Source organism: Bacillus sp. 2205SS5-2 (genome assembly GCF_037024155.1).
Taxonomy (GTDB): domain Bacteria; phylum Bacillota; class Bacilli; order Bacillales; family Bacillaceae_K; genus Bacillus_CI.
Map to the genome: position 1 here is coordinate 1 of NZ_JAYKTS010000005.1, position 26,296 is coordinate 26,296.

A 26,296-nucleotide genomic window follows, 5' to 3' on the forward strand; every position below is an offset into this window, starting at 1 on the left:
GAGAAAAGACTCTTAGCGTCCTTTATAGCTTGGTTTTTTACAGCACTAGGAAGAAAAGCATCTATATGTTTGGTTGTTTTCTTTGTGCTTTTCTTTTCTCCAACCATTTCAGCTATAAGTATATTTATTGTAGAAATGTATTCCCTCCCCATTCTGGTTAAAATATTTGCTTGTTTTTTTGTTGGAAGTAGCTTGACTTTCACAGTGATTGTTTGTGTCACAGTTTCACCCCCTTGTTTTTTGTTGTTCAACATACCTTTTAATAGTTTGACTTGATACATTTCCAGCAGTAGAAACGAAATAAGAACGTGTCCACAAACTAGGCAGGTGTTTAAGATGAGGGAACTCTTTCCTCAATATTCGAGAAGTCACTCCTTTAATTTTCGCCATAATATCAGCAGGACTTAGTGTTGGCAAGGCATTAAGAAACAAGTGAGAGTGGTCCTTATCGCATTCAATAGCAATAATTTCAATATCTAATTCAACACTTATTTCTTGCACCAACTGCGTAATTATTTCACAACATGAAAAAACTGGTTTTTCTTATTCTCTTCATAAAATGAAACCATCTTTGGTACACCTTTAATAAAGTCTGGACAAGTAATCTCACTACCGGCCAAATCCTTCTGAGCCTCACAACAATTGAATTCACCACTCCAAACAAAATAATCTAACGCTTGAGCTTCTACTCCCAAATATTTTCTAATCGGTTTGAGGTTAAGAGATTTTTTCACCATCCATAGCGGAATCGTTCCTCTTGTTGTTTTTTGGAGCATCGCTTGCAAAATGCCTTGATATACTTCTTTTACTGTATAAGGATTAGGGTCGGTTAAGTGATAAGTTTTCCCCACCGATTGAGTCTTTCTACAAAAATGGATGGAAGCTTGTACGACATAATCATAGGGCACAACGTTAACATACGCAGCTCCATCTCCGATATGTGGGAAAAAGGGTAAATATCGTAATTTATCAAACATATTCATAATAAAATAAGGACCATCAAACTTTGTCGTCTCTCCGGTCCTTGAATGTCCTTTCACAATACCAGGTCGAATAATTGTCGTTGGAACAGCTTGTTTCCCTTTCTCAACTTCTATTTCTGCATAATATTTAGTTTCTTCATAATAATTATGAAAAGAATCTGGTTTTACTAATTCAGTTTCTAGTAATTTTCCTTTTCTTACTCCTGCAACATAAGCCGTTGAAAAATACATATACCGTTCTAAGTTGTCTATGGCCTGAACTAACTTGTTAACATGTTTTGTTCCTTCAACATTGACTTTATAGGCAAGATTTTTTGGTACGGCTAAATCATAAATTGCTGCTAAATGCCAAACAAACGACACCTCTTTCACTATTTTTTCCTGATTTTGAAATGTGAGTCCACAATTTTCTTCTGTAATATCTCCTTCTAAAATTGTGAATTGATTTGTTTTTATTCCAGTATATTCCACTATTTCTTGTTTACTTTTTTCAGCTTGCTCTTTCAAACCGGGCATTGTTAGGACGAGAATGTGCACTTTTTTATTTTGTTTAAGTAGTTCTTTTATGATTTGGGTGCTCAAAAAACCTGGAAATCCGGTAAATAAATATGTTTTATTCGTCATAATTTCCCTCTCCCTTTTAGTTCCTATTACTATTATATATCAAAGTCAGAAATTTCTGTCATCTAAATATTGAATAGGTACTTTCATTTTGGAGATTGGTACGATGCGCCTGATTTCGAGATAGAAGATTCGATCTCAGTCAACAGGCACTTTTCGTGTACATTCTTGCTATTTCACCATATTTCTGATTCAATCCTTCATTTTGTTGATAATATTCAACAAAATAGGCTGGAAAAATTAGATGCAGTTAGATAAAAAAAGCCAATAACCTAATCAAAATGGCTGTTGGCTTCTTTATTCATACGTTGATAAACATCTTGATAACACCTTGAAATAGTTCCTCAAGCTACCTTTTTCTACTTAATTTCTTTTCACTACTCTTCTAGTTTCTTTATCAAATAAACTATATACAACCGGGATTAAGTAAAGTGTTAAAAAGGTTGAACTAATTAATCCTCCAATCACTGTGATTCCCATAGGCTGATTGATTTCCGTGCCTTGACCTAAGCCTAAGGCGAGCGGGAGTAAGCCTAAAATAGTGGTAAGTGCTGTCATTAAGATTGGGCGAGCTCGATTTTTCACAGCCATAATAATGGCTTCATAAGAAGGAGTACCCTTCTCTTTTTGTTGATTAATGTAATCAACGAGAACAATCGCATTATTTACAACAATTCCTGCTAAAACCATAATGCCAATGATGGCAGAAATGCTAATCGGTGTGGCGGTTAGCGTTAGAGCAATAGCGACACCGATAACCATCAGGGGCACTGTAAACATAATAACAAATGGGAACTTTAACGATTCGAATTGAGCAGCCATAACGAGATATATTAACACAATTGCCAGTATGATCGCCATAAACATATCACCAATCGAATCTTCCAATAATTCCCTATCTCCACTAAAGTTAATCTCAGTTTCTTCTGGCAAATCAAGTTCCATGATTTTTTCATCGACTAAATTTGACATCACTCCTAAATTGGTGTCAGAAGTATATTTAACTGAAAATTGAACTGCATTTTGTTGATTGATTCGTTGCACCTTGACAGGACCAGTAGCCGTAGATATATCTACTACCTCTCTTAATTCTATATATTGACCGCTCGGTGATTTTAATAATAATCGTTTTAATTTGTCAATATTCTCTACAACGTCCTGATCGTATTGAATCAATACAGGCAATACCTCTGAATTTTCAGTGATGATTTGCGTCGTTTGTATCCCGCGAGTAATATTCGTCACTTCTGACGCAATAGTCGCTGGTAGTAAACCGACATCTAGCGCTTTTTGTCTATTGACTAGCATTTGAACTTCTTCTACAGTATCTTGAATATCTGATGTTACATCCGTCACATATTCAACATCTCCTAAATTCGCTTGCAGTTTTTCAACACTCTCATCGAGCCGCGATTTATTAGGGTCCTGAACACTAAATGTTAGTGTTTGTGGCGAACTTCCAGAAGTTGACTGAAGATTAAACGTTAGCTTTACATCCCCAGTCGCCTGCTCTAGAGCCGGTTTTATGTCATCTACAAATTCAAAAATCGATCGATTCCGTTTTTCTAACGAAACTAATTTTACGTAAATCTCTGCAATATTCTGCTGACTTGTCCCCCTAAAAGATCCTTCCTGTGTTGTTCCAATTAAACTAACGTACAACTCGACCTCTTCTTCTGAAGCTAGTTTGCTTTCAATTTGTTCAACCGCTTTTTCCGTTTCATTGATCGAGACGCCATTTTCCAGTTCTACATTCATTGTAAAGTAACCTTCATCGGTGGCTGGTAGAAATTGTGTACCAACAGTCGTTAAGCCCAATCCTCCTAAAACTAAAAGAACGATGGTAAAGAGAATGACCCAAATTCGATGGGATAATGTCCATTTCAAGCTATTTTCAAACCACTTACTTTTTTTCACGCGTCTATTTTTCAATTCTCTATTCCCTTTGGGGGGCTTCAGCCATCTACTAGCAAGCATGGGAATCACGGTTAGGGCTACTAGAAGAGAAGCCAGAAGGCTAAAGGAAATCGTTAAAGCGAATTCAGTAAACAATTCACCAATTAATCCAGAAATAAACACAACTGGAACAAAAACAGCAACCGTAGTTAGTGTTGAAGCGGTTATGGCTGGACCAACTTCTTTTGCTCCTTCACGGGCTGCTTCTTTCGCGTCTTTTCCTAGTGATAGATGGCGATAAATATTTTCGATCACCACAATTGCATTGTCCACCAACATCCCTATCCCGAGGGCAAGGGCACCTAATGTCATAATATTCAAAGAGAAGTCTGCGAAAAACATTAGTACAAACGTAACAATCACGGAGTAGGGAATAGCAATCCCTATGATTATAGGGCTTTTGACATTCCGTAAAAATAGGAATAATACAAGCATGGCAAAAGAACCACCTAGAATTAATGCATTTGCAATATTCCCCATTGCCTCTTGAATATATTTCCCTTGATCAAATAACACATCAGATTTGATTCCTTCATAGCGGTCCTCCTCTAGTAAATTCAATAATTCCTCTTGAAACGCTGTCGACACTTCTGCTGTGTTTGCATCGGACTCTTGTAGAATGCTTAATAAAACGGATGGTTGATCATTGGCTCTAGTTATTGTGTTTGTTTCTACTTTTTGCTTTTGAACGAGAGCAATATCACCTAATGTTATTTGCCTTTTAGAAACAGGATCGTTTGTAATCACAAGTTCTTTAATTTCTTCTACACTTGACAACGTACTGATGACTCGCGTTGTTAAAGATTTCCCTTCCGTTTTGATGCTATTACCTGGCATCGAAATGTTATTTGCTGCGATTACATTAGCGACATCACTTTGGGATAAGGAGTATTTCTTTACTTTTCCTTGAACTAACTCAATTCGAATTTCATCTAGAAAAGAACCCGAAAGATTAACACTGGCGACACCCTTTACTCTAGTTAACTCTTGTTTTAGTTTTAGAGCTAAATCTTTTAAATCCCCTTCATTCTTCATACTTTGTAGTGAAACCTGGATGATTGGAAACTGGGCGGGGTCGAATTTCAAAAATCTTGGGGAGCCTGCATTATCTGGGATTGGTGTTTGATCGATTCGCTGTAGAACTTCATTCTGAATTTCATCAATTGAAGTATCCCATGAAAATTGTAACAGCAAAAAATTTGAACCTTCTTGAGAGGTCGATGTGATGGTTTTAATACCAGGAAGCGTCGCCAGATTAGCTTCCAATGGTTTAGTAATTTTCTCAGCAACTTCAATTGGACCCGCACCTGGGTAGGTTGTAACGACCACTCCAACTGGAGGATTAATATCTGGTATTAATTTTAATGGAATCCTAGTTAAGGATATTCCCCCTAGAATTAAGATGACAAACATTGTGACAAAAGTAAAAATTGGTCTTCTGATTGAAAATGAACTGATCACGTAACATCTTCCTTTCACACAATCTTATAAGTAGAAATGATTTAGGTTAGATCCTTACACCTCTTATGATAACCAGTCATTTCAGCGGTTTTACAACCTGATTCACCTAGCCTTGCTACCTCTATACCTACATAAAATCATTCACGGGAGGCTTAAGTTCCAGTGATAGTTAAAGCTCGCATATATACCTCAATAAAAGGCTATTTGCCTATCCATTGTGGCTATTTCATCTAAGTTTAGATTGAATCCTCCATTTTGCTGTTGAATTCCATCAAAAATGGACGAAAGTATGCACCGAAACAAAGCTCCATCACAATTTATAGGCTAGTACGAAAAGCAACAATCATGGCGAAAACAATCTAATAAAACATTTCTAGTATCTCCCTACTTTACTACTATATAGCAAGAGAAAAAATCAGCGCAACTTTCACTATGCAAAAATCACTCTCTGGTAACCAATTTTGTCTATTCTATGTAATCCTTTTGGAAAAATAATTGCACTAGAGAAAAGCGTTGACTCTTGTCAACGCTCCATGTCACTGCCAGTAGCACAAAAAGCCGGCCATAGCAGTTTTTTATATTTTCAGTAATTGCTCGCGTGGTCTTTCAAAATAATAGACTTGAACAAAGTCCATTCCTATTTGCTTACAGATGTTTCATTCCTCATCCCTCTCAATTCCTTCAGCTAAACGAAAATGCCTAACAATTGAGCCACGTGTAGGACTTCTTGTAATGATTACTGCTCACGTACAGACTGATCACAATAGGAAATATGTGATCGGTCAAATTTCACATAATCAGGTAGAAGAAACGCTAACATTTCAATCGTTGAAAATCCGCTTCCAACATCATCTAATGCTCCCTTCATTTCTTCGTTTTGGTTTGTAGTTATAACATTTTTAAGATGATTGACATCAATAACTTTTTTCGGTTTTTGACAACATCAAACACAAAATCAACAGGAGAAATTTTTTATCGTTTTACCACTTGAAATTTATGTTTCAAATAAAAGGATGGATTAAAAATGGTTGATGGTGAAAAATAAATATAACTTTTAACTCCGGTTGGCATTTGACCTCTTCTCGATTTTATAGCCGATTCTCTTGCTCTTTTATCAAGAAGAGAATGCAATCCTAATCGATTAGCTGTTTGAAACAAGGAAAAGGGAGAAATCGATTTCTCTCCTGTTGCTCGAAGTAATGATTCATAGCCATATAACTCTTGAGAATCAATCCCTAGAATTGGTTGTACATAACTGAACCACTCTGCATAAAGTGATCTCGTCTCAATGCGACAAAATATCGTACAATTGATCTAATCAGTAAGTTCTGGACAACCTGCATATTGGAAGAAATGCTAAAAGAGAAGCCTTTAAAACTTTATTGCATTCGAAATTTCCTAAGAAAAGTCAGGAGATCTTCTAAGGTATCATAAGTCGTAATAAACCAATCCCCAAACCATCTGCCCTTTGGAAAAAGGAAAGAGAATCTTTAGTCACCATATTTGTTGTGTGTATTTGTAAGAGAGTCAAACCTTTTTCAAATAGTTGAATCGGTATCCCACAATGAACACATGAGTTTTCGGATAATATGCTCATAAATATCCTCCTCCTTTCTCCTCATAATTTTATAACCTAGGATAATGCCTTACATTAAACTAAATAAACGGATTCCTGGGTTTTTATCTTGAAACCATCTAGTAGCAAAATCATTTTCAAATAAAAAGACTAAACGTCCGTAGCGATCTTTAACAAGCAAGCTACGTGAACTAGACATTGTTTCTTTAACATCTTCTTCGTTTTCAATCCATCGAGCAATTTTTGTTCCAATATTTTGCATAACCACATCAGAATTATATTCATTTTTCATTCGATGTTCGAATACTTCAAATTGTAATTGGCCGACAGCTCCCAATATAATCTCTTCCGTTCGAAGTGTCTTATAGTATTGAATAGCCCCTTCTTGGACTAGCTGATCAATTCCTTTGTAGAAACTCTTTTGCTTCATAACATTCTTTGCCGAAACCTTCACAAAAATTTCTGGCGTAAACTGCGGGAGTTTTTCATATTGAAATAGATTTTTCCCCGCAACAATGGTATCGCCAATCTGGTAATTCCCCGTATCATAAAGACCGATAATATCACCACTAACGGCATCGTTGACCGTACTTCTGTCATCGGCTAAAAATTGGGTAGTTTGAGACAATTTCATAGACTTCCCGGTTCGGGATAGTCTTACATTCATCCCCCTTTCAAAATTACCTGAACATATCCGTACAAACGCAATCCGGTCACGATGAGCAGGATTCATATTGGCTTGTATTTTAAAGATAAATCCAGAAAATTCTTCGGCTGTTGGCTTAACAACTCCTTCTTCTGTTTTTCGCGGTTGAGGAGAAGGTGCAAATTGTAAATACGTCTCTAAGAAGGTTTGTACGCCAAAATTCGCTAAAGCACTCCCGAAGAAGACGGGAGACAGTTCCCCACTCTTCACCTTTTCTTCTGAGAATTCATTTCCCGCCTCATTTAATAAATGGATTTCTTCTAAGGCCTGATCATATAGAGCGTTTTCTTTAATTTCATGCTCTCCTTCTACTTCTCCTTCTTCATTTAGCTGGAGATAGGTATCATTACTCTCATGGTTTTTAAAATACTCAATTCGATTATAATGTCGGTCATAGATCCCTAAAAATTCTTTTCCCATGCCAATCGGCCAATTCATTGGGTAGGACTCGATCCCTAGCACTTCTTCTAATTCTTCCAATAATTCTAATGGTTCTCTCCCTTGACGATCAAGCTTATTAATAAACGTAAAGATGGGTATACCACGCATGCGGCAAACTTTAAATAATTTGAGTGTTTGTGGCTCAATTCCCTTAGCAGAATCTATAATCATGACGGCACTATCAACAGCCATTAACGTCCGATACGTATCTTCACTAAAGTCTTGGTGTCCAGGTGTATCAAGAATATTTACACGTGTTCCGTCATAATCAAATTGCATAACTGAAGACGTCACGGAAATTCCTCTTTGTTTTTCAATTTCCATCCAGTCTGACGTAGCAAATTTCCCTGTTTTTTTCCCCTTTACTGTACCAGCTGAGCGAATAGCTCCTCCGAATAATAATAATTGTTCGGTCAGCGTCGTTTTCCCTGCATCTGGATGAGAAATAATGGCGAATGTTCTTCTTGAAAGAACCTCTTGTTCAAAGCTTTTTGTCATAATTGATTAGTTCCCTTTCTATTAAAGCTGTTTTCGCAAAGATTGTTGCTTATCGTAGCAGTATATACCGCATCACAGTAGGCATCTAGGCATCTTTCGTAATTTTTTGATACAGTCATTGCCAAAATGGTGGTTTCCATCGATGATTACTTTCCAATAGTAACAAAGGATACGAAAAAAACCTTCTATAATAAAGATTCCATTCATCTAGTTTAAGTAAGTAGAATTTTCTTTGCTTTTCTATCATAGTCCTTCTCCCCCCTACATTCAAGACTCGTTTCATGAGTGCAGAAGAATCCAAATAAAAAGAAACGCTCAATACTCTAGCGTTTCTTTTCCTCTACATTTCCTTTGTCCATTGATCTAATCGTAATGCGAGCGCTTCACATTTCCCCTCAGAAAGTCCCGTACATTTTAAAAGTGAAGTAGTCATCTCTACAATTAATGTTTTCCCAAACTTCTCGTAAGTAAAAGAAAAAGACCAGTGGAATGCAGGTATAGCTACTAAAATGTATTCTTCTTTCTTATTTTCATATAAGAATATTTTTGTTTCGTTCTCATTAACTAATGTTTTTCTAACCTTCATAATTTCACCTCAAACTGAATGATTTCATTTCATTTGCACATACTATTTTCCGAGTGAATAAACGAAAATCACGACTTGAATGAATGTCCCAATGCATTTTATCTGAAAAAGGTCAGAAATTCAAGAAAAATACGAAAATGAGGTGAGCCAATGCAAGTCTTATGGGGGATATTCGGAATACTTACGGTTTTGGGAATTGCTTTTGTTTTTTCCTCTCATAAATCCAAACTTAACTTTCGCACTATTTTAGGCGGACTAGGAATTCAATTAATATTTGCCTTTCTTGTATTAAAAACAGATTTTGGACAAACAGCTTTAAAAGGTTTCACGAAGGTCGTCAATCAGATTATTGGTTATTCAGATGCTGGGGCCAAATTTTTATTTGGTGGATTATACGGAGAGGAAACAAACATTTTCTTTGTCTTCGCCTTTGATATTTTGCCCGTAGTCATCTTTTTTTCATCGTTAATTTCCGTTCTTTATTATCTTCGCATCATGCAAGTATTTATTAAAGTTATTGGCGGGTTTTTATCATGGTTATTAGGAACGAGGAAAGCAGAATCAATGTCAGCTGCCGCCAATATATTTGTCGGCCAAACCGAGGCTCCTCTTGTCGTGAGGCCCTATCTTAACAAAATGACCGAGTCTGAATTATTTGCCGTTATGACAGGAGGACTTGCCTCTGTCGCTGGGTCCGTTTTAATCGGCTATTCTTTATTAGGCGTACCGTTAGAATTTCTATTAGCCGCAAGCTTTATGGCTGCTCCTGCTGGCCTTGTATTAGCTAAGATATTCGTCCCGGAAACAGATGAAACACCTGAACCGAAAGAATTCGAAATGGAAGTGGATAAAGACTCAACGAATGTCATTGATGCAGCAGCAAAAGGAGCAAGTGTCGGTTTATCGCTTGCCCTAAATATTGGAGCTATGTTGCTAGCTTTTATTGCTTTAGTCGCACTTCTAAATGGAATATTAGAATTCCTCGGAGGACTTGTAGGTTTTGAGAACTTATCATTAGAACTCATTCTTGGCTATGTTTTTGCTCCTTTAGCCTTTGCCATTGGTGTTCCATGGGAAGAGGCCGTACAAGCTGGGAATTTCATCGGTCAGAAAATAATTATTAATGAGTTTGTCGCATACTCTAGTTTCACTGAAGTACTCGACACCCTTACTCCAAAAACCGTTGCCATTGTCTCATTTGCCCTCTGTGGATTCGCAAATTTATCTTCACTAGGTATCTTACTTGGCGGATTAGGTAATTTAGCTCCGGAGCGTAGAAGTGATATCGCAAGGCTTGGACTTAGAGCCATTTTAGCTGGTGCTCTTGCATCCTTATTAAGTGCCGCGATTGCTGGCATGCTTATCTAAGCCTATCCATATTTTTTAACTGTAAAGATGAAGGACTAAAAGTAGCTTCTTTTTATGCGATAAAAAATCTAACACCTCAAGCCCTTGCTCGAGGTGTCTTCCATTTGTTTTAATTAAAGAGAAGAAAAACAAAAATGGGACACTAGAATGGTTGGGGAGATTAAAATGAATTTACGAAAATATCGATTATTTGGTGGGAGAATTGTGAAAACAGGAGTTGCTGTTTTTCTAACAGCTCTTATTTGTCAATTCTTAGGATGGCCTTCAGAGTTTGCCGTCATAACAGCTATTGTGACGATTGAACCTACGGCTGCTGATTCCATCAAAAAAGGAATGATCCGCTTTCCCGCTTCTGCACTTGGAGCAGGATTTGCTGTATTATTTACCTACCTATTGGGTGATGCACCATTAACATATGCACTAGCTGCAGTAGCCACGATTTTACTAACTCATAAACTCCACCTTGACGAGGGAATGTTAGTAGCTACCTTAACAGCCGTTGCTATGATTCCAGCGACACAAGATCATTATGTTGTCTCGTATTTCACAAGACTTGGAACAACATCGATTGGGCTTATAGTTTCATCGCTTGTAAATTTCTTTGTGCTTCCTCCACATTACTCGATAAAAATTGGACATAATCTAGATTCACTCTATCAACAATGTGGAGAGCTACTACAAAAAAGAATGAAAAGTGTATTACATGAAAATGCTAAAAATTCAACGACGGCAAGGTTGATCCAGAAGATCCAAAAAGAACTGGATCGAACCGATATTCTATGTCAATATCAACGAGAAGAATGGAAGTTTCACCGGCACACCAAAGTAGAATTAAATATTTTTCAATTGAAACAAAAGCAACTCCTTATTTTACGACAGATTCTCTATCATATTGGAAATTTAGTTTATCTTGAAGAAAGAAGAATTCTATGGACTGACAAACAAAAAACACTGATACAAATGGCTTCTACCTCATTGGCAACAAGCTTAAGTGATCCAACACTTTCTCTCACAGATGAGCATTATCAGTTAATGAGGAAACTTGCTGAAGAATTTTGGCATATGAATGAATCCCTTCATCAACAAAAGCCGAAGGAATACGCATCCATGTTTTCTCCTGAAGCCATAATTCTATATGAATTATTGTCCATTCAAGAATTAATAGAAGAACACGGACAATCACAACAACCTACAGTAGTGATTCCGTAGAAATAAAATACTGATAACCAAGAGATAGAGCGGTAATCGACTAGCTGGAGAGATAAATGTTAGTCCACTGCAGTTAGTCCTCCCAGTAGACCTTATTTAAAGGTTTCTAAGTGAGGTTGGGACAAAAGCATTTTATCCAAAGAAAAACCCGAACTATCATGCGAAATTCTAATTTAGAGTTTCGTATTAGTTTGGGTTTTTTATTTATATCGCTAAATTAAATTAAAATTATTCAGCTTTAAGAATGGTCAATTTAGTTATTTCCCAGCCTCTTCTTTTTGTTAGGAAAGACTGTATTTTTTTTCACACTGATCTAGTGCAATTTCACGATCACTATGAGGATATTTTGTATCTTCAATGATTTGATAATCTTCATGACCTTTACCCGCAAAGATTATGATATCATTTACCTCAGCTACTTCGATAGCATGTTTGACTGCTTCTTCGCGATCTCCAATTAATGCATATTGATTGTGCTTCATACCTTGTGCTAAATCATTTACAATACTATCATATGACTCATAACGCGGATCATCCGTCGTTAATATCACATAATCAGCAACAGATGCTTTCTCTGCCATTGCAGGACGTTTAGATTTGTCACGATCCCCACCAGTCCCTACTAAAAAGATAATTTTATTCTTTTTAAATGGTTGTACTGATTGAATCGCTTTTTCAATGGCATCTGGTGTATGTGCGTAATCCACATAAAGGGATAGGGGTGCACTTGTTTCAACTTTTTCCATCCGACCACTCACTGAATCAAGGTCTTTAATCAGATTGACAATCGTCTCAATCTCCAATCCTTTTGCGTAAAGAGAAGCAATTGTAGCCAAAATATTAGAAACATTAAATTCACCTAAAAGCTTCATTTCAACTAAAAAATTTCCTTCAGGAGAAAGTAAATCGAATGTCGTTAGGTCTTGATGAAATTGGATGTTCGTTGCTTGAAAATCAGCTATTTCCGAAATACCATAGGAAATGACTTCATGAGCCGTCATCGAACGGTATCGTTCATACCACTCATCATCTGCATTTAAGACTGCAAATTTAGCAGTTCTTAGATCTTGTCCCAATTGGGAAAAAAGCAAACCCTTCGCATACCCATAATGCTCCATACTTTCGTGATAGTCTAAGTGGTCATGAGAAAGATTCGTAAAAGTCACAACGTCAAAGTCAACTCCCCATAATCTTCCTAGTGCTAATCCATGTGAAGATACTTCAAGGACCATATTTTCAATATTCTTCGATAGTGCTTTCGCTAACACCTGCTGAGTGGTTAAAATATCACTTGTTGTATTATTGCTTGGGAATAGTTCACCATTTAAATCAAATCCAATCGTACCGGCAACTCCAGAGGATTGACCGTATTTAATCAAAATAGTGTGAATAAGATTGGTTACAGTCGTTTTTCCATTCGTTCCTGTCACTCCAAAAAGATTCATTTTTTGAGAAGGAGAATTATAGAAAAAATCTGCTAGATGAGCCATCGCTTTAATTGAATCCTTTACGACAACAAGTGCAGCCTTTTCTAATTCAATATCCAATTTCTTTTCCGCCAAGATAAGTGTTGCTCCCATATCTACAGCTTTTTGAGCATAGTCATGCCCATCAACTGTGAAACCTTTTGTACAAATAAACAAAGAATCTGCCGTTACGGTTCTAGAGTCAAACGTTACATTATGTATTGTTTCTGGGAGAATGCCGTAAACGGTTTTCATTTTTAAACAAGATAATAATTTATGTGTATTCATTCTTTGACCTCACAAATCCATTATTTTATCAATCATCAAGAAAGGCACCAGCATAAGAAGCTCAGGCTAAAAGGTTGCTCATTGACCTTTTAAACCGAATATATATTGCTACGATAAGCAACATTTTTAGGAGAACATCCTAAATATCAGGAGATATCCCCCTTATTACATATATTATCATTATTGAAACTTTTTAAACAACTGTCCAATGTCACAATCCTTTATTTTCAAACGACAAGAAAAAATGTCTTGCCCACAACCCCAAAAAATGAACTCTTGACATGGTAAGTTTATATCGTTCTTCTGAAAAGTTGTACCTTTGTCAAATAAAGCCTAAACAAAAAACCTTCTCTATAAAGAAGGTTTTTTATTTAGGCTTCATAACCGTTTTCACTCGACAAGCTCAGATTGAACATAATGATACAACAATTTTTCTGTCTGTTGAATCGAAGACATATGCGTACGCTCATAAGCGTGTGAAGCTTCAATTCCCGGTCCGATGAGTCCATGAATGATGTCATGCCCCGCTCGAATGGCTGCAGATGCATCTGAACCATAATAAGGATATATATCAACTTTATAATCTATTTGATTCTGTTTGGCTAATTCAATGAGTTTTTGACGGAGTCCAAAGTGATAGGGACCGCTTGAATCTTTCGCACAAATTGACACTGTATACTCATCTGAGGCTTGACCGTCCCCTAATGCTCCCATATCTACAGCTAAGTATTCTACGGTTTCTTCTGGAATATTTGAATTTCCTCCATAGCCAATTTCCTCATTATTCGAGATTAAAAAGTGGGTTGTATAAGGTAATTGTATGTTTTGTTCTTCAATGGTTTTAATCAAGTTTAGTAGTATAGCTACACTTGCTTTATCATCTAGGTGACGAGACTTAATATACCCACTACTTGTGACTTGAACTCGGGGATCAAACGAAACAAAATCTCCTACTTCAATCCCTACTTCTCTTGCGTCGTTCTCATTAAATACTTTCTCATCAATTCGTATTTCTATATTATTTTCATCACGTTTCGCTTCTCGAGCATCTTTGTATACATGCACAGAAGTTTGATGCATTAAGATCGTCCCTGTTAAGGCGTTTCCTGAAGAAGTATGAATCGTACAATACTCTCCTTCGACTGAACTCCAATTAAAACCACCGATCATGGATAATTTTAATCTTCCATTACTTTTCACTTCTTTGACCATAGCTCCTAGTGTATCGACGTGAGCCGTCAACATTCGCTGTTTTTCATCGTCTTTTCCTTTTAGAGAGACAATTAATCCACCTTTTCTATTTCTCTTTAATTCCGCTGAACTGTTTTCTAGAAAACGCTCGACATAAGCAATAACCTCTTCGGTGTAACCGCTTGGACTTGGAATTGAAACAAGATCTTTAATAAGTGAAATCGTCTCATTTGAATTTGGATATGTAGTCATCAACTTCCCCCTTTTTATTGTACTTCTTTATTATATCGAAGGAATGATCATCTCTCCACTATTGTTCTTTCACGCAACTTCCTTTATATTTTATACAACAGGCTATAATTGACTTTATAAAGAAAGTGGTTTTTAGATGATACAACAAGGAGATCTCTTCATATATAAGCGAAATAAGTTTATTCTCATGTTCTTCTGGGGTGGGCTACTGAGCCATCTCATTATTTCCTCTCTAATCGAGAGTATTACGTTCGACAACTGGTTGATTGGCAGTATAATTGGCATCAGTTTGATCCTTTTACAGATTCAAAACTATTCATCAAAACTTGTTCTTTATGGAACTACGTCTTGTCTTTTTTCCTATTTATTTTTCATCAATCTTCTTCACCCTAGTTACTTTCATTTGCTCTATATTCCAGTTGGAATTGTTATAGTTGCTCTTTATCAAAATATGCGTGCCCTTTGGCTAGCAAGTATTTTGAGCATGTTCATGTTGCTATTTTTCACCTACTCCAATTCAATCATCAATCATTCCGAAGGTGAAACCTCTCATGTTCTTTCCCTGCTTATATTTTCTTTTGCTTTATCTATATTTTTTCTATTTCACACACATTACACAAATACGTTGTTTAATGAGAAAGTAAAAAGTGAACAATTCATTAAAAATAAACTTCATTCTACTCAATCCTATTTTAATCTTGTATTTGAATATGCTAAAGATGCCGTCAGTGTATTTGACCTAGAAGGAAAGATTCTTGATGTCAACCCTGCTTTTGAAGAAATTTACGGGTGGAAAAAAGCAGACTGTGTTGGCAAACGTCCAGAGCTCGTTCCTAAGCGACTTCAAGCTCAAGCAAAAGAACGAACGAGTAGGGTTTTAAATGGTGAAAGTATAATCTCTCTAGAAACCATCGATGTCAGAAAAGATGGTACTGAATTTGCTGTTGAAATAACACTTTCACCTATTTTTGATCACACCTGTAATATCATTGCAATGTCTGCTATATCAAGAGATATTTCCTACAAAAAAGATACCGAAAACATGCTACTTCAGTCTGAAAAATTATCCATTGCAGGAGAAATGGCTGCGGGTGTCGCGCACGAAATTCGGAATCCTTTAACGGTGATATCTGGTTTTATTCAAATGATACACAGTGACGAAAACAATAAGTATAAAACTTATACAAATGTCATGCTATCTGAACTACAAAGAATTAATCTAATCATTAGTGAGTTTCTCGTCTTAGCCAAACCCCAAGCTGATATACACAAAATATCCCTACTAGATGACGTGATCCGGGATGTGATAGTCTTATTTGAATCTGAATGTAATTTAAACAATGTGTCCATTCATGAGGATTGGAAACAAGAAAACATCTCCATGTATTGCGAACCAAATCAATTGAAACAGCTTTTCATAAATCTATTTAAAAATGCATTAGAAGCCATGCCACACGGCGGAGAATTATCTATTTCTATTGAGAAAACAGATTCAAATATTCTAATTCATATTAAAGATACTGGAGATGGGATTCGACCAGATCTTCTGGAGAAAATAGACGCTCCTTTCTATACAACAAAAGAAAAAGGAACGGGTCTTGGTTTAATGATTTCGAAAAAAATTGTTCAAAATCATCATGGGTCGCTTGAATATAAAAGCCAAGAGAATAAAGGAACAATAGTGATTGTATCTCTCCCTCATAGCAATATATCTCTCGCCAAATCATAAAAAGGGGCACAAGGGGATAAGGCTCTTGAAAAAGCAACTTTTTATTTTTTGGCTGAAGATGTTTATTAATATACAGAAAATTCAAGAAGCCAAGAACCTATTTGCAGTAAGGTCTTGGCTCCTTTTTCTCTAAAAGGTCACTTTTTCAGTGCCTAAAAGAGGATTCACTCTCTAATGGATAGGTTATGAATTTATCTTCTTTATAACCGAATAGCAGATTGCCATTAATTTTTCCTTTTTCAAATCAAATAAAGATGCCTATTCGGCATCTTGTCCGTTTTCATCTGAACGAATCTGTATTTCGATCCACCTAGACACATCGTCAAAAAACTTCTCTTCCTTATACACTGGCTTACAGGGTAGTAAAAAAATTAGTCGTAATAATTCAAGACCATCTAATTGATCAATTTGTTTTTCTATCTCGCTCTTTTGTATCGGAGTAATAAATTCCACTTTTTTCCTTCGTTCTAACGGAATAGTAATGATCCCTCTTTGAAAATCTTGAACATTCGGATTCGTTTTAGCCAAGTCTCTCAAACGCTGATTGACATCCCACAAATAAACACCATGAATTTTTTTAACTAAAGAAAAACTTAGAAGTAATTCCAACATTACTGATTCTTCCCAATCTTTTTTTAATGATTGGATTTTTTGTATGCTTCTTCCCTTCAAACTACTTCGCTTTATAGGCTGAACAGTATTATGCGAAAGTCGATTTGAGTCTACATTTGGGTGCCTTAATTCAAGAATTTTTTCACGTAACATGATTTTCCTCCGCGCAATTATATATTCTTCTACATATAACAAATTTCGACAATAACCTTCAATTTGTGGGGGTACTTTATTCCTTCACAACGATATTTTTAATGATTTCGAATGAAAAATATCGTTTTTCTAGCCTAAACACCTCTTATCATCTTACATCTTTATTAGGCTATTTGGCAAAAAAAATGGCTTTTCGCGGTCATATTTACACCTCTTGGAAAAATGTATACGAAAAGCTCCTCACACAATGAACTTTTTCTTAGTCGCTTTCAATGATTATCTACCTATTCTCTTCCTTGGAATAAAATTAAAAGTAGAAATAAACCGATTCTGGCGTATGCATAAACCACTTCTCCCAAAAAGGTAGATCCTCATATAAATCTATTGTTAATTTCCGGCTGTTTAAAAAATCCTCTGAGAGCTGTTTGTTTACCTCTGAAACTATATCTTTATCCGTAATAATACAGTTCGCCTCATCATTCAAATACATACTGCGTGGATCCCAATTTGCTGTTCCTATGTCTGCTAGTTTATCATCGATTACCATTACTTTCCCGTGAAAAAAACCTTTTGTGTATAAATATATGTCAATTCCTTCAGTTATTAGTTCTTTTGTAATCAAGTAACTTGGGGGTTTCGTAAACCAAGCATCTGTATTATCTGGAATCAATAATTTCACCTTTACTCCTTGGTTATGAGCTCGGATAAGGACCTTTCTTACTCGCTTACTAGGGATGAAGTAAGGAGTTGCAATAGTGATTGACGATTTAGCTTCATTAATTAAGTCAATCATTTTGTTCTCTAACTCGACCCCTGTTGAAAACATAAACTTAATTTCTTTATTACGTCCCCTATTTTTCTCATTTAACTTCGGGAGCTCCATAAATTCCTTTGTGTCTTCGGTCCAGTCACGAGCAAACTGCGTTTGGATTGCGCTGGTCGCCTCTCCAGTGATACGCAAATGATAGTCACGCCAATAGCCGAACTCTTGATTATTTCCAATGTATTCTTCTCCTATGTTAAACCCTCCAATGTAACCTATTTGATCATCAATAACGGCCAACTTACGGTGGTTTCGATGATTAATCGAATAGAAAAAAGAGTGAAGTTCCGGAGAACGACTATTTACAAATTCAACGCCATTATGCTCCAAGCGGTCTATTGTTTTTTTTGATAACGAATTCCCAATATAATCTACTGATAGCTTAACATCCAACCCTTCTTTAGCTTTCTCTATCAATTTGTGCACAAAGCGTAAAGAAATAGGATCTTCTCTAACGATAAAAAAATGAATAAAAATAGATGTAGTCGCTTGATCAATATCTTGAAACAGAGCATCAAACAATGGCATTCCTTCCGTAAAAAGGGATACATTTCCATGAAAGAAATCTGTTTCAATGAGAGGGTGATGCTCTTGGTACGATTTTGCACCTTTTTTAACTTCCATATGAATTGATAACGGTATTAACAACGAAAGAAGGATGAGAATACCCAAGACCTTTACACTTTTCTTCACTATAAACAACTTCCTCTTTGAGTAATACCATTAGTATGGAGCAACAATTCATTATCATCCATCTAGTTAAGGGCAAAAAGCCGAACAATGTGACTCATTGTTCGGCTTTAATGTACTGTTTTAGATTTGGAAAGAGTCTGGCTGCAGCTCGTAATAGCACCGAGTAGCAGTTATAGAATAAATCAGGATTTCCTCTGGGCTCCGCCATTTGCCTGCCGTCTCAGAGCTAGCCACTTCCGCTTTTCTTTAAATTAACGGTTGTGGTTTTTGATGTTTTCTTGTAGTTGTAATATTCTTTTTGTACCTTCTACTCGTAAATGTTGGTTTTCTTCTTCGATTGCTTTTGTTTCTTCGAGCCCTTTGACTATTGTGCTCCATGATTCTTCAATGGTTTCAATTTTAATGCTTGGTCTACCCGCTAGTCTTGCAATTTCGGTACTCTGACTTGAGATGTTTTGAGCGTTTCTAAGCAACATTTCATTCGTACGTTTGTCTAATTCGTTTAAAGAATCTGCTACTAGTTTCTGTCGTTTAGCTGAAACTGCTTGAATAATCCCATTTTTGAAGATAGGGATTGTCGTAATAAAGGCGGAATTGATTTTTCCAATTAATTTTGTGTTTCCACGCTGCAGTAATCGAATTTGCGGGGCTGTTTGTAAGGCCACCATACGGGCCATTTCTAAATCATATACCCGCTCATCCAAGGTTTGAAGATTATTACTTAAGGTTGTCAATTCAAGCTGTGCCATCTGATCTCCATTTGCTACTTGGTGATCTAGTACCTCCATTCTCTCTTTCAATTCTTCAAGTTTTAGTCCCCCTGCTACGATGTATTTTTCAAGGTCCATATAGTATTGGACGTTATGCTCATACATTTCATCAAGGTTCGTCGTTGACTTCGTCATTTCATCTTTATATTTTGATATTTCGATATGAATCTTCTCAATTTCTTTCCCAAGTGTTTGGTATTTCCCGAAGATTTTCTCAATCATTTTGTCTCCACGACTAAATAACTTTCCAAACATCCCTTTTGGCTCATCGAAATCCTTTTTATCAAAGCGGTCCATCAGCTTGCCTAACTGCTTCAGCATCATACCAGAGTCTGTCACACTTGTTGATTTCATTAAGGACAGAATACGATCTGAGAACTGCGAAATTTGGACAGCCGGCTCTTTACCATATTCTAATAATTCTGTTTGATTTTTCACATCTAATTGTCGAGCAATCTGTTGAACTTCTGGCTCCGTTTTTAGTTGTACACGAAGCTCATTGCCTTTTTCTTCGTTTAAAACTTCTTGCGATCCAATTGTTTGAATACTTTGATCGTTCATTCATTAACACTCTCCTCTATCTTAACGTTTAATCGACTTGATGAATTTTTGTAAAACACTTTCTTCTTTGAATTCAAGTTCAAAGATCATTTCCTCTAGCCAGTGTGTATCAAAAACGTCTACTTGGATGAATTGTTCAATACAGTTATGACCTGGTGGATTATAGAGAATAATATCAAACCCAATTTCATTCATAAAAAGTAGCAAGGCAGCATCGGACCGCGATAATGAACCATTCACCTCATTATTGTACAAAATTAACTTCGGTATTTCTTGAGCATAATCAAACTGTTGAATGAGCTTTAACACGATTTCCGGGATATCCATACACTGCGTAAATAGATACAGACTTATTTGCTCAGACGATTCTTTTAGCTGAGGTAGTAATTTACGTTCTGCACATACTCTCGAAATGCCATGAGCTATGGCATGTTGAGTGCCATTAGGTAAGTGCTTATATTTCCACCAATGACTTTCCATTAGTTTTTCAGGGGACAGCCTCCCGTTTTCAGTCGCATGCTCGTAATGAAATCGTTGGTTGGTCGTCGACTCGGTTGTAAAAGGAAAATGCTTGATGGTTGCAGTCAGCTTTTGGTCTATTAGTAGCTGCATTTTGTTCCAATATTCTTTCCGGTTTTGAGAAACACCCATAATTTTGCTAAAGAGCGACGGAATTTTCACTTCCTCTCCTATTACGGCAAAATTTGGTCGAATAAAAGCCCGCTCTTTTGCTAATAGAAACAATTCATCATAGGTCGTTTTTAAGGTTGTGACATGAGGGATATGCTTACGGAACTGCCACGGTTTATACAATTGTGACTCTGAATGATGCAAAACAGCATCCATTTCTCGTGACGCTCGATATGCAACAGTGGACGTCCTTTCAGGTTCTTCTGTAGGAAATGGTTGCATCTTTCCTTTTGACGGGTACTGAATAACTTTAGAAAATTGATTATTTCCATCAATCTCTGCAAATTCATCTTTTCCCTCCGGATGAAAGATAAGAACATCACAGCCAATAATCATAAGTAGGAATAGAAAATATTGCTGACTTTTATTCATTTCTCCGTACCAGAGCACACTTGGGAATCGGTCTTGAAGCGATGTATGCTTCAGCCAAACCGCTAAATGATTCCAAAGCCATTTAATGCTATCTAAAAACACCCTTCTAAACTCTGGGGCAAGAAGGCCTTGAGGGTGATGTTGTTCAAATTTAACTAACATGCAAATATACGCTTCACGAAGATGGCGATGAATCGAAGCATCTGGGTGCTTAGGTAATAATTGTTCTCCTTCTAAAAAGGCCACAAATCGGTTAATCGATAACCCTTTCTCTTTCTTCTGAACGAGATGGATTCGCTGAATGGCCTGAAAACGCTCCGAGTCGATTGTCTTATCTAATGTTTCACTTAAAATAACTACATTTTCTTGTTTTAATTCATATAATAAATGACTATACTCTGTTTCATCGTATGGAATCCCCAAAAAGCGACAGGCTACTTGTCCTACTTGCAGGGGACTTATCGATGAATAGAAGTCTCTATCAGGAAGTTTTTTTTGTAGGTTTTCTCTCCAATTATCCTCCGTCACTTCGATTGGGGTTGATTGGATAGTTTGAGTCTTTTTCATACGTTTCCTTCCCTCTCTCCGCTTAGTAAAAAATGGGGGTGTTTGTTTTAATCCAGCATACATTAAAAAGTAGGAAGGCTATGTTTGGTCTCCAGTAAAACTCTTTCAAGAATCTCATCTGCAGCATGAACGCCAGCAATCTTTGTCAAGACCAGTGCTGAATCATATTCACACACCTCTCCATGCAAAGGGGCTAGGCCAAATTTACTATTCTTGATGAGTTCATAATCTAAAAGTGAATCTCCAGCTGTGTACCGTTCAGTTAACTCTAGTTTATCAGATAGGAACTGAAAAGCCTCCCATTTTTGAATAACTTTTGGAACGAAATATAACTTTCTTCCTTGAAGAGACATTTCCCATCCTTGCCCTATTGCCCATGATTTCAAATATTGAAATTCAATGCTTTCCATTTTTTCTCGATCAATCATGCAATACAAAAAAAGTGATTCTGCTTTTCTTATTTCCAACAGCCACTGCGCTGGTTTATATTGATTTAACTTTTGCTCAATTTCTTCTATGCTACTAACGCTTTTGAGTTGGTTCTGTATGTAAACCTCCCACTCTTGTAAAGGTTCTCCACGATGAAGAATATGTGCTCCATTACAAGTAATTGCATATTCTGGATTGATCTCATTCTGAAATAGAGAAATTCTATTGTATTGTGCGGTTGTCCTAGTGGTTACAGGTACAAAAAGCATCTCTTTCTGCAATTGAAATAACAGTTCCTTTGCTTTAGCAGAAATATATGAAATGGTTTCACCTTTATTCATTTCTACCGGATGAATTTCAGCCGTAGTCGGAAACTCCGCAAGAATTTTTCGTGAATAGATTAACGTTCGATCAAGGTCACTCCCAAAAATTTTCATTTTCATTTACTCTTCTCCAATGGCTGAATAATTCCACAGCATTCATACTTCATCCCTGGATACTCAATCACTTCCACATCACGATCTTTTGCCAGGAAAAGGATATGCTCTAAATCAGGATGTCTCTTCGAACGAACCAGAATTTTCCACGGCACTCTTCGTAACAATACTCTTGTCGTTTCACCAACACCTGGCTTAATGAGATTAATATTTTCGATTGAAAACTCTTTTTGAATCTTTTTCAAAGAAGCTAGTCCTTCCCAAGTAGGGTTTTGGTCTTGCTTTTGAATCATCCTGCATTGTTGGTGAACCTCGTCACGTACTTCTTTGAATAAGGATGATATCGTATCAACATATTCATTTGAAACGTCCCTATCAGCAAGCTCCTGATAATATTTTGCTCCGTGAAAATCGTTCTTTCCTATCCACTTGTCATTCAAAACGGTTCGACTGACCAGTCCTGAAATCGTGGAATTGAGGCAAGCGCTTGGAATAAGAAAATCCTCTCTCGTTCCATAAAGTGATGAGCAATATCCTGGATCTGCTAACACCGCAAGTTCGTCGGAAATCTTCGTCTGATAGTATGCATTAAATTCCTTAATTGATTTCGTTAGCTCCTTCGTAATGGCTCCCTTACCAGTCCAACCATCAATAAACATCCATTGATCCATAGGGTGCCGCTTCAATATATACTGTAAGGCATTTTGGTCAATACCTCGATCTCTAATAATTGAGATACTATAATGCGGAAGCTCCACTGCATGAATTTGTTGAAGATATCGCTTAATTAGAACTCCAATAGGCGTACCTGCTCTTGCTAGGGAGATTAAGACGGTATTTTTCCCTCGTCGCTGAAGAATCTGTTCAGCGACGACTCCCGAAGCAACGGCCACCTTCTTTTTGAATTGTTGCAGGGACGAATGATACAACTCCATATACGGTTGAGACGGTTCATATTCTACCGGTAGCATTTCAGAATAATGAGTTCCACTTTGTATCTCACGTTCTCTTTCATTTGTTTCTTTTTCAATCGCAAGTGAAGATAAATCCTTTAATAAGAATGTTACATCTTCCTTTGGATAACTTCCAAACATCTCTGGTACCTTTAGCAATTATGCTCCCTCATTTCGTTTGAAAGTTGTGCAATCAACACGTGCTTTACCCCTTTTTGACAAAGGTAATTTAAAAGAGGTTGCACGTTCTCTATTTCAACCTTTCTTTCAAAAAACAAGATCACCTCATCGAACTCATCCTGTTTAATATTATATAGAAAATGATTAGTAGCTTGATCCTCTGGGTTCATAAAGTGGGTTTTCTCATTGATGGCATAATGTTCGGCTCGTTCTGAGTGAATAGGACTTCTTGTAGATGATTGAACATAAACATTACCTTCCATAAAACTAGCTATTTTCATTGGTAGATACATCAATTCTCCGTTCCCTATACATAAAATATTCGATTCCATTCTCTTGCGCTCAATAATCTTTGCGGCTTCTTTGCACGCTAGATGGATGGCAGGCATTTCGTCAAACGCTAAACCAAATCGACCGGTTTCCTTAATGAATGGAGCGTTTGAACCATTTCTAGGTAGATAAGATGATGCAGTAAACACAGATGACAGGTCCAACCAGTCGACTGCGGGAAGTTGAGGTATGTCTTCTCGTAGATTCGAATCACCATTTTCGAGCGCGTTTCCCACACAATGAAAGTCGCCACTAATTAACGAAACCGTTTCTATAGAAATAGCTAATTCCTCTTCTAGTTTTCGGAATTGTGCTTGATGCTCGCTTGAGCGCCAGTCTAAGATCGCTAATACCACATACTTTTTTCGTGGGAACTTGGTATGCAGGTCGCGAATGATATTAAGCGTTGTCTTCCCTGTTGTCATCTCGTCGTCTACTAAAATAATTGGTTTTTCATTTTCAAAAAACCCCCTATTCGAAAAACAAAGTTGGTCGACGGCATGGGAATGCTCTTCCTCAAAGGTCAGAACCGGAACCTGATCTCTCATTTGTTCGCGAGTGGTATGAATATAATAACCATTTGAAACACTATCAAACACACCATGACCGAGGGCCGTGGCAGTTTCCGCAAATCCTATAATGATCGAATCTTCAAATAATTTTACTTTTTGAGTTAAAAATGATTCATACCCAGCTTTCTTCTCTGCTAGAGAGTCAGACAGGAGTGCATATACGAGTTTTTTATTCTGTTCACTTTCCTTATTTGCATATTGCAGAGTCAAAAGAGCGGAAATGATGAGAGGATCATAGGGAGAGACACGCAGATGCTTCCCTAGTACTCTACTAACAAATAAAAACGCTCTCTTTTTATTAATTCTTGCAGCCATTTTAAATAAGGCCTCGATAGGAAGCTCTAACGGATTTTTTTGTACCAATACCTCTACTTCTAAATCACCGAGAATGGGAAATTTGTTGGGACTCTGTAAGGACATCGATGAAGCTATGTTTTTCATGATACACCCCGAATACTGTTGATTTCTTTATAATTTTTTGGGCCCATTGATAATGAGGCTTAATTTCATTCATTTTGTTCGCATACGCGCTCTTAATGACTCCATGCTCATTACTTTCAATGATAGAGACAGCATCTAAATATTCTTCTTTGGAAACCACTTGCAAGCCTTGAACTATTTTCAAATGGGATGGATGAATAATGGTTTTTCCATGAATCCCATTTGCTTTATCAAGCAAGGTTTCTTTAATCAATCCATCCATATGTGTACTAAGCATCTTCGTTCGGATTTGCAAGCCTTCTTCCCCGTAACCTTCAATAAAAGGTGATTGTCTTAGCTCAGGCTTTAAAATACGCTCGGCGTGATGATAGTATTCCCAAACTGGACCTGACACCGTATAATCTCGTCCAAAAAAATTGACGATATCTGCTATCACATCTCGAATGACGGACACCTCATAAATCGTCGTATGAGAATCTCTGCGTATCCCAAATAGTCCACAAAAATCTGTTGCGCCAATTCGAATATTCAGAATGTCACTTTGATATTCATCCGCTACTTCTTTTAATTTCAAAAGGGTCGACATTCGTGTTTCTTTATACAAAACATCAGGCGTCTCGATGATTGGAAGTGCATAAAGAACCGTTTCATGCATCATGGAAATGTCCTTTAAAGCGGATAAATACTCCTCCGCATTATGCGTAGTGAATTTAGGAAAGGCAAATCCAGATACAACAGCTAACATTTTGCCTAACTGTTCTGCAATCCATTTCATTTGCACCGAAGACCGAACACGAATAAATAGTAAAGGTAATTCACTTATTGAAATCATTTGTTGTTCCATTGCCTGATAAATGTTTTGAATTTGTAGGACGAGATTCACTTCTGCATCTCGTACCTCCGAGTCCGCAATACTATCTTCTAAGCATAAAACCATCGAACATAGCTCTTTGTATTTCTTTGTAATCACAAGTTGAGCGATATCTTTTCGTGTACTAGGCATATATAATGTTGCTCCAAGTGCATATTGCAGAACATCTTTCGGCGTATTCTTGGTGATAATCGCTGGCTGCTGATAAAAAATCCCCTTAAGTTGGAGATCAGATAAATAGTCAAAGTATTTCATAATACACCTTCTTACAAAATTTGAGTGAAACCTTATTTAGAAAAGGCTATTTTCGCAATGTTTGTTGCTTTTTGTACCAGTCAATAAACGATGAAATAGCTTTGTTTCGTCTATATCTGATGGAAATGAACAGCAAATTTGGGGATTTAATTAACCACTAGATGAAGTAGCCACTATTGATATGAAAAGAGCCTTCGTTAAAAAAATTTAGCTTAAAAACGATAAGGGGAAAATAGTATAAAAAAAGAAGGAGAAA

Annotated in this window: 20 protein-coding genes and 2 pseudogenes; 3 read left to right on the top strand and 19 right to left on the bottom strand. The window is 36.8% G+C overall.

Annotated elements, in window-relative coordinates; genetic code table 11:
- The 9 genes and pseudogenes from U8D43_RS04780 to U8D43_RS04815 all read right to left on the bottom strand — a co-directional run.
- Positions 1 to 221 (bottom strand): annotated as a pseudogene (locus U8D43_RS04780) (RNA-guided endonuclease TnpB family protein); the annotation flags it as partial.
- A gap of 4 nt (positions 222 to 225) precedes the next feature.
- Positions 226 to 519, bottom strand: a pseudogene (tnpA, locus tag U8D43_RS04785) (IS200/IS605 family transposase); the annotation flags it as partial.
- Entirely contained in the window at positions 513 to 1,607 is a 1,095-nt protein-coding gene (locus tag U8D43_RS04790; protein WP_335869860.1) for an SDR family oxidoreductase, read from the bottom strand. The gene U8D43_RS04790 and the pseudogene tnpA, both read right to left, overlap by 7 nt.
- Before the next feature lie 360 nt (positions 1,608 to 1,967).
- Positions 1,968 to 5,021 (bottom strand): efflux RND transporter permease subunit, encoded by a 3,054-nt coding sequence (locus U8D43_RS04795; RefSeq protein ID WP_335869861.1) that lies wholly within the window; start codon positions 5,019 to 5,021, stop codon positions 1,968 to 1,970.
- 736 nt (positions 5,022 to 5,757) lie between these two features.
- On the bottom strand, positions 5,758 to 5,889 hold the full coding sequence (locus U8D43_RS04800) for a hypothetical protein (RefSeq protein ID WP_335869862.1): 132 nt from the start codon (positions 5,887 to 5,889) through the stop codon (positions 5,758 to 5,760).
- A gap of 104 nt (positions 5,890 to 5,993) precedes the next feature.
- The gene (locus tag U8D43_RS20890; RefSeq protein ID WP_442893560.1) at positions 5,994 to 6,335 is read right to left on the bottom strand and encodes an EAL domain-containing protein; all 342 of its coding nucleotides are present in this window, start codon (positions 6,333 to 6,335) and stop codon (positions 5,994 to 5,996) included.
- Between the two features lie 106 nt (positions 6,336 to 6,441).
- On the bottom strand, positions 6,442 to 6,618 hold the full coding sequence (locus tag U8D43_RS04805) for a hypothetical protein (protein ID WP_335869863.1): 177 nt from the start codon (positions 6,616 to 6,618) through the stop codon (positions 6,442 to 6,444).
- A gap of 49 nt (positions 6,619 to 6,667) precedes the next feature.
- On the bottom strand, positions 6,668 to 8,242 hold the full coding sequence (locus U8D43_RS04810) for a peptide chain release factor 3 (RefSeq protein WP_335869864.1): 1,575 nt from the start codon (positions 8,240 to 8,242) through the stop codon (positions 6,668 to 6,670).
- Between the two features lie 340 nt (positions 8,243 to 8,582).
- Entirely contained in the window at positions 8,583 to 8,828 is a 246-nt protein-coding gene (locus tag U8D43_RS04815; protein ID WP_335869865.1) for a YueH family protein, read from the bottom strand.
- A gap of 150 nt (positions 8,829 to 8,978) precedes the next feature.
- Between U8D43_RS04815 and U8D43_RS04820 the strand changes: the two genes are divergently transcribed.
- Positions 8,979 to 10,196, top strand: coding sequence for a NupC/NupG family nucleoside CNT transporter (locus U8D43_RS04820; protein ID WP_335869866.1), 1,218 nt, complete (start codon positions 8,979 to 8,981; stop codon positions 10,194 to 10,196).
- 165 nt (positions 10,197 to 10,361) lie between these two features.
- Entirely contained in the window at positions 10,362 to 11,405 is a 1,044-nt protein-coding gene (locus U8D43_RS04825) for an aromatic acid exporter family protein (protein WP_335869867.1), read from the top strand.
- 281 nt (positions 11,406 to 11,686) lie between these two features.
- Here U8D43_RS04825 and U8D43_RS04830 read toward each other — a convergent pair whose 3' ends face one another.
- A complete protein-coding gene (locus tag U8D43_RS04830; RefSeq protein WP_335869868.1) occupies positions 11,687 to 13,159 on the bottom strand; it encodes a UDP-N-acetylmuramoyl-L-alanyl-D-glutamate--2,6-diaminopimelate ligase in 1,473 nt (490 codons plus the stop codon).
- Positions 13,160 to 13,549: 390 nt separating this feature from the next.
- Complete coding sequence (locus U8D43_RS04835) at positions 13,550 to 14,602, bottom strand: M42 family metallopeptidase (RefSeq protein ID WP_335869869.1); 1,053 nt, start codon at positions 14,600 to 14,602, stop codon at positions 13,550 to 13,552.
- A 136-nt stretch (positions 14,603 to 14,738) separates the two neighbouring features.
- On the opposite strand from U8D43_RS04835, the gene U8D43_RS04840 reads away from it, so the two are divergent.
- A complete protein-coding gene (locus U8D43_RS04840) occupies positions 14,739 to 16,331 on the top strand; it encodes an ATP-binding protein (RefSeq protein ID WP_335869870.1) in 1,593 nt (530 codons plus the stop codon).
- Positions 16,332 to 16,589: 258 nt separating this feature from the next.
- Here the strand turns inward: U8D43_RS04840 and U8D43_RS04845 are convergent, their stop codons facing one another.
- The 8 genes from U8D43_RS04845 to U8D43_RS04880 form a co-directional block, all read right to left on the bottom strand.
- Positions 16,590 to 17,096, bottom strand: a complete 507-nt coding sequence (locus U8D43_RS04845; protein ID WP_335869871.1) for a hypothetical protein — start codon at positions 17,094 to 17,096, stop codon at positions 16,590 to 16,592.
- Between the two features lie 307 nt (positions 17,097 to 17,403).
- Positions 17,404 to 18,612 (bottom strand): phospholipase D-like domain-containing protein, encoded by a 1,209-nt coding sequence (locus U8D43_RS04850; protein WP_335869872.1) that lies wholly within the window; start codon positions 18,610 to 18,612, stop codon positions 17,404 to 17,406.
- 251 nt (positions 18,613 to 18,863) lie between these two features.
- Entirely contained in the window at positions 18,864 to 19,943 is a 1,080-nt protein-coding gene (locus U8D43_RS04855) for a toxic anion resistance protein (RefSeq protein ID WP_335869873.1), read from the bottom strand.
- A 21-nt stretch (positions 19,944 to 19,964) separates the two neighbouring features.
- Positions 19,965 to 21,572, bottom strand: a complete 1,608-nt coding sequence (locus U8D43_RS04860; RefSeq protein ID WP_335869874.1) for a YceG family protein — start codon at positions 21,570 to 21,572, stop codon at positions 19,965 to 19,967.
- 62 nt (positions 21,573 to 21,634) lie between these two features.
- The gene (locus U8D43_RS04865) at positions 21,635 to 22,444 is read right to left on the bottom strand and encodes an HAD family hydrolase (RefSeq protein WP_335869875.1); all 810 of its coding nucleotides are present in this window, start codon (positions 22,442 to 22,444) and stop codon (positions 21,635 to 21,637) included.
- A complete protein-coding gene (locus U8D43_RS04870) occupies positions 22,441 to 23,550 on the bottom strand; it encodes a cysteine protease StiP family protein (protein WP_442893557.1) in 1,110 nt (369 codons plus the stop codon). Before U8D43_RS04870 ends, U8D43_RS04865 begins: the two co-directional genes overlap by 4 nt.
- On the bottom strand, positions 23,544 to 24,914 hold the full coding sequence (locus tag U8D43_RS04875; RefSeq protein ID WP_335869876.1) for a phosphoribosyltransferase family protein: 1,371 nt from the start codon (positions 24,912 to 24,914) through the stop codon (positions 23,544 to 23,546). Before U8D43_RS04875 ends, U8D43_RS04870 begins: the two co-directional genes overlap by 7 nt.
- A complete protein-coding gene (locus U8D43_RS04880; protein WP_335869877.1) occupies positions 24,853 to 26,040 on the bottom strand; it encodes an HpcH/HpaI aldolase/citrate lyase family protein in 1,188 nt (395 codons plus the stop codon). Before U8D43_RS04880 ends, U8D43_RS04875 begins: the two co-directional genes overlap by 62 nt.
- Positions 26,041 to 26,296 lie beyond the last annotated feature (256 nt).

What these genes read in the sequence shown, in the direction of transcription:
- U8D43_RS04790 (WP_335869860.1), bottom strand. Translation starts at nt 1,607, where the DNA reads ATGACGAATAAAACATATTTATTTACCGGATTTCCAGGTTTTTTGAGC.
- U8D43_RS04800 (WP_335869862.1), bottom strand. Translation starts at nt 5,889, where the DNA reads ATGAAGGGAGCATTAGATGATGTTGGAAGCGGATTTTCAACGATTGAA.
- U8D43_RS04805 (WP_335869863.1), bottom strand. Translation starts at nt 6,618, where the DNA reads ATGAGCATATTATCCGAAAACTCATGTGTTCATTGTGGGATACCGATT.
- U8D43_RS04810 (WP_335869864.1), bottom strand. Translation starts at nt 8,242, where the DNA reads ATGACAAAAAGCTTTGAACAAGAGGTTCTTTCAAGAAGAACATTCGCC.
- U8D43_RS04815 (WP_335869865.1), bottom strand. Translation starts at nt 8,828, where the DNA reads ATGAAGGTTAGAAAAACATTAGTTAATGAGAACGAAACAAAAATATTC.
- U8D43_RS04820 (WP_335869866.1), top strand. Translation starts at nt 8,979, where the DNA reads ATGCAAGTCTTATGGGGGATATTCGGAATACTTACGGTTTTGGGAATT.
- U8D43_RS04825 (WP_335869867.1), top strand. Translation starts at nt 10,362, where the DNA reads ATGAATTTACGAAAATATCGATTATTTGGTGGGAGAATTGTGAAAACA.
- U8D43_RS04830 (WP_335869868.1), bottom strand. Translation starts at nt 13,159, where the DNA reads ATGAATACACATAAATTATTATCTTGTTTAAAAATGAAAACCGTTTAC.
- U8D43_RS04835 (WP_335869869.1), bottom strand. Translation starts at nt 14,602, where the DNA reads ATGACTACATATCCAAATTCAAATGAGACGATTTCACTTATTAAAGAT.
- U8D43_RS04840 (WP_335869870.1), top strand. Translation starts at nt 14,739, where the DNA reads ATGATACAACAAGGAGATCTCTTCATATATAAGCGAAATAAGTTTATT.
- U8D43_RS04845 (WP_335869871.1), bottom strand. Translation starts at nt 17,096, where the DNA reads ATGTTACGTGAAAAAATTCTTGAATTAAGGCACCCAAATGTAGACTCA.
- U8D43_RS04855 (WP_335869873.1), bottom strand. Translation starts at nt 19,943, where the DNA reads ATGAACGATCAAAGTATTCAAACAATTGGATCGCAAGAAGTTTTAAAC.
- U8D43_RS04860 (WP_335869874.1), bottom strand. Translation starts at nt 21,572, where the DNA reads ATGAAAAAGACTCAAACTATCCAATCAACCCCAATCGAAGTGACGGAG.
- U8D43_RS04865 (WP_335869875.1), bottom strand. Translation starts at nt 22,444, where the DNA reads ATGAAAATGAAAATTTTTGGGAGTGACCTTGATCGAACGTTAATCTAT.
- U8D43_RS04875 (WP_335869876.1), bottom strand. Translation starts at nt 24,914, where the DNA reads ATGAAAAACATAGCTTCATCGATGTCCTTACAGAGTCCCAACAAATTT.
- U8D43_RS04880 (WP_335869877.1), bottom strand. Translation starts at nt 26,040, where the DNA reads ATGAAATACTTTGACTATTTATCTGATCTCCAACTTAAGGGGATTTTT.